Annotated in this window: 4 protein-coding genes; 3 read left to right on the top strand and 1 reads right to left on the bottom strand. The window is 50.0% G+C overall.

The features are described from left to right. Nucleotides 1–199 precede the first annotated feature (199 nt). The 3 genes from R6U67_RS18895 to R6U67_RS18885 all read left to right on the top strand — a co-directional run bounded on the left by R6U67_RS18895 (nt 200) and on the right by R6U67_RS18885 (nt 2,713). Complete coding sequence (locus tag R6U67_RS18895; RefSeq protein WP_410253980.1) at nt 200–1,309, top strand: HNH endonuclease; 1,110 nt, start codon at nt 200–202, stop codon at nt 1,307–1,309. 484 nt (nt 1,310–1,793) lie between these two features. Next, complete coding sequence (locus tag R6U67_RS18890; protein WP_410253979.1) at nt 1,794–2,198, top strand: DUF1778 domain-containing protein; 405 nt, start codon at nt 1,794–1,796, stop codon at nt 2,196–2,198. Continuing rightward, nucleotides 2,189–2,713 (top strand): GNAT family N-acetyltransferase, encoded by a 525-nt coding sequence (locus R6U67_RS18885; RefSeq protein WP_410253978.1) that lies wholly within the window; start codon nt 2,189–2,191, stop codon nt 2,711–2,713. The genes R6U67_RS18890 and R6U67_RS18885 overlap by 10 nt, the downstream gene beginning before the upstream one ends. Before the next feature lie 34 nt (nt 2,714–2,747). Here R6U67_RS18885 and R6U67_RS18880 read toward each other — a convergent pair whose 3' ends face one another. Beyond that, nucleotides 2,748–5,486: a CBS domain-containing protein gene (locus R6U67_RS18880; RefSeq protein ID WP_410253977.1), complete on the bottom strand. Its 2,739-nt coding sequence runs from the start codon at nt 5,484–5,486 to the stop codon at nt 2,748–2,750. Nucleotides 5,487–5,655 lie beyond the last annotated feature (169 nt).

Raw genomic sequence — 5,655 nt, 5'->3', positions numbered from 1 at the left:
GGTGGCTCATTTGTATCTCAAGCAACGGGAGGAGTTGGGCTTTCCTCTGGCTGAGGAGGTTCTGGCTAAGTCGGCGTAAGGGAACGGGGTTGAGGTGGAAGTTGGGGTTGGGGGCGATCGCTCCTCAACCTCAACCATCCCATCGGGTAGGCGCACGCTGCAAGTGGGCTGCCCTTTGTTTTTCTAAACACGCCTAGTCATGATTGATATATTTCTGTTCGAGCAACAGTTTCAACGGTTTAGAGAGCATGTCATTAAAGAAAGCGGTATGGATTTGACGTCGTTTAGTTCAAATCCTTATACAGAGGTTGAGGAGGGGTATAAATACGATCTGTATCGTGATGCCAGAAAAATACTGAAGTTTCAAAACTGGCAAGAATCTGACATTGGATCTGGAACAATTGCTCGTTCTGTCGTTGAAGCAATTGAGCTACCTAGCAATAACTTAGTCCAGTGGCAGTCAAGATATGGTGACAACAGCCGGCCACATCATGCCTTATGTATTGCCTTAGACAGTTTTTCAAATATTGAATCATTTGATTCAGTATTTCACTCTTTATATCGTAAGTCCGACGACCTCAATGTTTTTGGTCGTTTAGTCAATTTATTTGGTCAAAAATACCCATTAATTGCATATCTCCTATTTCTCAAGGATCGAAATCAGTATATGCCAATAGCACCCAGCTATTTTGATAAGGCATTTTCTTTGTTGGGGGAAAGCTTCACAACAAGTCGGAAATGCTCTTGGGAAAATTACTTGATTTTCAATAACATCTTGGCTGATTTAAAAACCCTGCTCACCGAAAAACTGGCAGGAGAAGTTTCTCTTCTCGATGCTCATTCTTTTGTTTGGATGATTTCGAGAAATATAGAAGACAATGAATTAACTAAAAATGATATCCAATATTTAGAATTGCCAAAAGCAAAACGGAATGCAGTTGTTACAGCAAGAATTGGACAAGGATATTTTCGAGATGGACTTATTAAGTATTGGGGAGAATGTGCCGTAACTAAATGCAAAGAACTTTCTTTATTAAGAGCATCCCATATCAAGCCTTATTCAAAGTGTGATTCAAAGGAATCTATTGATGCCTTCAATGGCTTTCTTCTTTCACCCACCCTTGATGCTGCTTTTGATGCAGGTCTTATATCTTTTGATAACAGAGGGAAAGTATTGATTTCAAGCCAATTACAGAAATCAGATGCAGAGATATTAGGGATTTATCCTTCTTTATGTTTGAGTCGAATAGAGCAACGCCATCAACATTATCTTACGTATCATCGAGAGCATATTTTCCGAAAAAGCTAATACCATTTTTCAAGAATCTTACTATACATTAATACCAAAAAAGAGTGCGCCACTTGCGGTTCGCCTCTGCAACTATCTGTGGTACGACTTTTGACAAATGCTATAACCATCTGTTGCAGCAGACTATCGCAGTTGAACATGGTGTTAGGCTGCTTAGTCTAATGGTGAGAGCGAGGGCATCAACCTTATCTGCCTGGCTTGCAGCTCTCAGAAAGCAATTGATGGAATAAGGCCACAAAAGCCATTTGTAGCAACTGTGGCAAAAGGCTTGGAGTGAAATGCTGGTTAAACCGATAAACCATTGTTATATCAGCAACACTCTGTAGAGACTTCGGCCTGAAAATGACAGAGTATGCAGATCTGTTGCGCTAGATGGAGATTCAGACCATGGTTACGACTGTTGAAAGAGCGGTATTCAAGTTGTCGAGGTTGCAGCAAAAAGTGTATTTGAGGAAATCCAAGCCAAAATCGAGCCGTTGTTCTCGTGACTATTAGTGAGCAGTTGCGTCAAAACAACAGGGATGTGTTGACAATGTCCACACAAAGCTCTTATATTGGTGGGGAGTCTCCTATTAGAAAAGAGATCAGCACTATGCACAGCTCAACCGGTGAACAGTCGGGTAGCCAGACCCGCAATGTTACAATCAACATCCGAGCCAAGCAAAGCCAACGAGATATCATTGATCATGCCGCTGAAGTGCAGGGCAAGAGTCGCTCGGAGTTTATGCTGGAGTCATCGTATCAGAAGGCCCAAGATGTTCTTCTGGAACAGACGTTCTTCGGGTTAGATGAGCTTAAATTTAAGCAGTTTGTGGCGTTGCTGGATGCACCACCTACTCAAGATGACAAGCTGCGTACATTACTGACAACTAAGGCTCCGTGGGATTAGATCGAGATCGGCCTAAGCTGCGCTCACCCGAAAAACTCAATTCGTCACACGATGTTGAACGCTTTAACTCAGGGAATCGTCAGCTAGACGACTGGCTTAAGCGTCGTGCTATGAAAAATGAGGAAGGAGGAGCTTCACGCACTTATGTTGTTTGCGATCGCGACGTCGTCATCGCCTATTACTGTCTCGCCAATGGAGCTGTGGCGCAGGCTTCCGCAACAGGTCGGGTACGGCGTAATATGCCTGATCCGATTCCTGTTATGGTGATTGGACGATTAGCCGTTGATCATCACTGGCAAGGCAAAGGCATTGGGCGGGCTCTACTGCGAGATGCAATTCTGCGTACTCTCCAAGCTGCTGAAATTGCAGGAATACGCGCCATTCTAGTACATGCCATTTCCGAGGATGCGAAGCAGTTTTATGAGATCTGTGGTTTCACCGCTTCACCTCTTGATCCAATGACACTCATGGTCAGGGTTAAGGATGCCCGTATTTCACTAGATTCACAAGCCTGAAAGTTCTTCGATTTAATTCGCCATCCTCAGGGTTTCACAGGGGATACCGATCGCGCACAAAGGCGATCGCCGCCTCCCGAGAACCGCCAAACTCCCCATCCAACGTTCCCGCCTGAATATCCGCCAACATCTCCTTAAACTGTGGTCCCGGCGTATACCCCAACTGCTTCAAATCCTCCCCATTTAACAACGGTTTCACCTCAGCCCACTCCGTCAGATATTGCCAGACTTTACCACGCAGCGATCGCCCCATTCCCAAGGCCACCAACAACAATCCCGCTAACTCCTCCCCCGACAACACTTTTACCACCTCACTCGGCCGCTGCGCCGTACTCAACTCCCGTTCCAGACGCTCCCGCCGTTCCCCCAGCGTTGCCAACCGTTGCACCGTCTCATCGGGTAACTGCAACTGTTGCGCCACCGCCGCGCGGGAAAACTCCCCAGTTCCTGTCTCCACCTGGGACAATAACACCTCCAACAACATCCGCCAATGACTCAGACGATGCCATTTCTGAAATCGTCGTAACCCCCGATCTGCTAACTGTAAACGCCGCCATAGTTCTCGCGTCAATCGTAATTGCGGATGCAAACATTGCAACGCACCTAAGCGATCCAACTCCCGCAACGCTCGTGGCCAATAGGACGCTTGCAAGAGATATTTCAACTCACTTTTTAATCGCGCCTGTAACGCCGGAGTACGGGGATTGAGGGAGCGCGATCGCTCATACACCCCACTGGCGATCGCATGACGAATAAACCGTTCCGTCTCCGGTTCAATCTCAAACTCAAACCGCACCGCAAAGCGCACGGCCCGAAAAATCCGCGTCGGATCTTCAATAAAACTATTGGCGTGCAACACCCGCACCCAACCCCGCTGCAAATCCAACACACCGCCAAAAAAGTCTAACAACTTCCCCTGACGAGGGGTTGTCAAGCGAATCGCCAAAGCATTGATTGTGAAATCCCGGCGATACAAATCCTGACGAATCGAACTCGCCTCCACCTCCGGATTCGCCGCTGGATAGGGGTAAAACTCCGTCCGCGCCGTGGCAATATCCAACCAAAGGGAATCAAAAACGGGGTCATTGTGCCATAACAACGCCGCCGTCTGGAACGCTCCATGTACATCTAACCGCGCCCCCGAAAACTGCTCCTGTAACACGTTCGCCAATTCCACCCCCGCGCCAACCGTTGCCGACTGGTGAAAGCCATCTACCACCAAATCAATATCCGTTAACGCCACCTCAGTCTGTTGCGGCGACTGCATCCCCCGCAACAGATCTCGCACCGCTCCCCCCACTAAATAGAGTTGCCAGCCCCGTTCCTGAGCCGCCTGGGCCGCTGTTTCGAGCAATTGCCACAGTTTGGGGTTGAGGTGCGATCGCAGGCCCTGCCAAACATCGGCCTCCCGCGTCAACCGTCGCCCCTGAGACTCCCGTTCAGGATGGATAGGGCAGAGTTGACGACTCTCTTCATGGAGTTCTCGCAAGACATCGGTGCGGGTGACAATTCCCACCAACGCCCCCTCGTCTAAAACCGGCAGGCGACCAATATCAAATGTCACCATCAGCCCCTCAATTTCGGGCAGCAAGGTGTCTGGACTGATAGTTTTGACATTTCGCGTCATATAGCCCTTGACGGGGGCATGGTGGAAGCCGTGGTGCAGGGCGATGTCTAAATCCCGGCGGGAGATAACCCCGACTAATTCGTCGGCTTGGTTCACCACCGATAAGCCGGAATGGCCGTAACGCAACAGAATACGGTGAGCCTCACCAATGGTCGTTTGTGGGCGAATCGTCCGCACCGGAGAGGACATTAACTCTCGGGCCGTGGGCGGTGGGGGAATTTGGGCGTTGAGGCGATCGCGTAACTGGCGCAGTACCTCTTCGGGGTTAGCATTCCGCAATTGTGCTGAACCGGCTTTGCGATGGCCGCCCCCACCGATGGTTTGCAGAATGGCGTTGAGATCGGTCTGGGGAATCTGCGATCGCGCAATCACCGTCAGCCGCGACTCATCCCCCTGACGTTGATACTCATGCAGCAAAATCATGGCATCGCTATCGGTCAGTTCCAGCAGGCGCGAGGTTAACCCCGACAATCCCGGCACATAATCGGGGGTACGCAACACCACTGACGCGACTTGTTGCCCCCAAACCTCCTCGCTGTTCACGGTTTCTAGGGCTGTTGCTAACAAGTCTTGCAAGGAATCCGATAATCCCGGTTCAATATACTCGGCAATCAAGGGTAAACTCGCCCCCTGATTCATCAACCAGGCTAAGGCCAAGGCATCCCGCGCCGTACTATGGTCAAAGGTCAGAGAGCCACTATCGACATGAATCCCCAAGGCCATCACTGTGGCTTCATACACCGTCAGGTTGATGTTTTGCCGCTGTAAGGCTTCCACAATGAGGGTGGTGGTGGCCCCAATGTCTTCGATTTGGCGCTCACTGGCGGGGATATCTCCGCTCACTCCAGGATGATGATCATAGAGATACACGCCCTGTAACTGAGGTGCATCAAACCATTCAGCGGCTTTACCCAGGCGATCGCGTGATTGGGTATCCACCACAAACAGCGATCGCAACTGATCCGGATTCACCGATCGCCGCTCGACAATGGCATACTCGTCTCGGTGCAGTCTCAGGAACTCCTCCACCCCAGGATGAGCGCCCCCCGTCAACACAATACGAGCGCCAGGATGCAGTCGGGTTAAGCCAACGGCTGCCCCTAAACTATCGAAATCAGCAGTGGTGTGACAGAGGATGATGTCCATTTAGAGAGGGAACAGGGAACAGGGAACAGGGAACAGGCAAAAGAAGGGAACAGGGAACAGGGAACAGGGAACAGGGGGGAGAAGGCAAGAGGCATAACCCACCCCTAACCCCTCCCAAGAGGGGATGGCAAGAGGCATAACCCACCCCTAACCCCTCCCAAGAGGGGAT

The organism is Sodalinema sp. (assembly GCF_046483825.1).
GTDB lineage: Bacteria > Cyanobacteriota > Cyanobacteriia > Cyanobacteriales > Geitlerinemataceae > Sodalinema.
The sequence above is the reverse complement of the archived record's forward strand: the minus strand, read 5'-3'. Positions and strand labels throughout refer to the sequence as shown.

Excerpts from the sequence above, each read along its gene's own strand:
- R6U67_RS18895 (WP_410253980.1), top strand. The coding sequence starts at position 200 with ATGATTGATATATTTCTGTTCGAGCAACAGTTTCAACGGTTTAGAGAG.
- R6U67_RS18880 (WP_410253977.1), bottom strand. The coding sequence starts at position 5,486 with ATGGACATCATCCTCTGTCACACCACTGCTGATTTCGATAGTTTAGGG.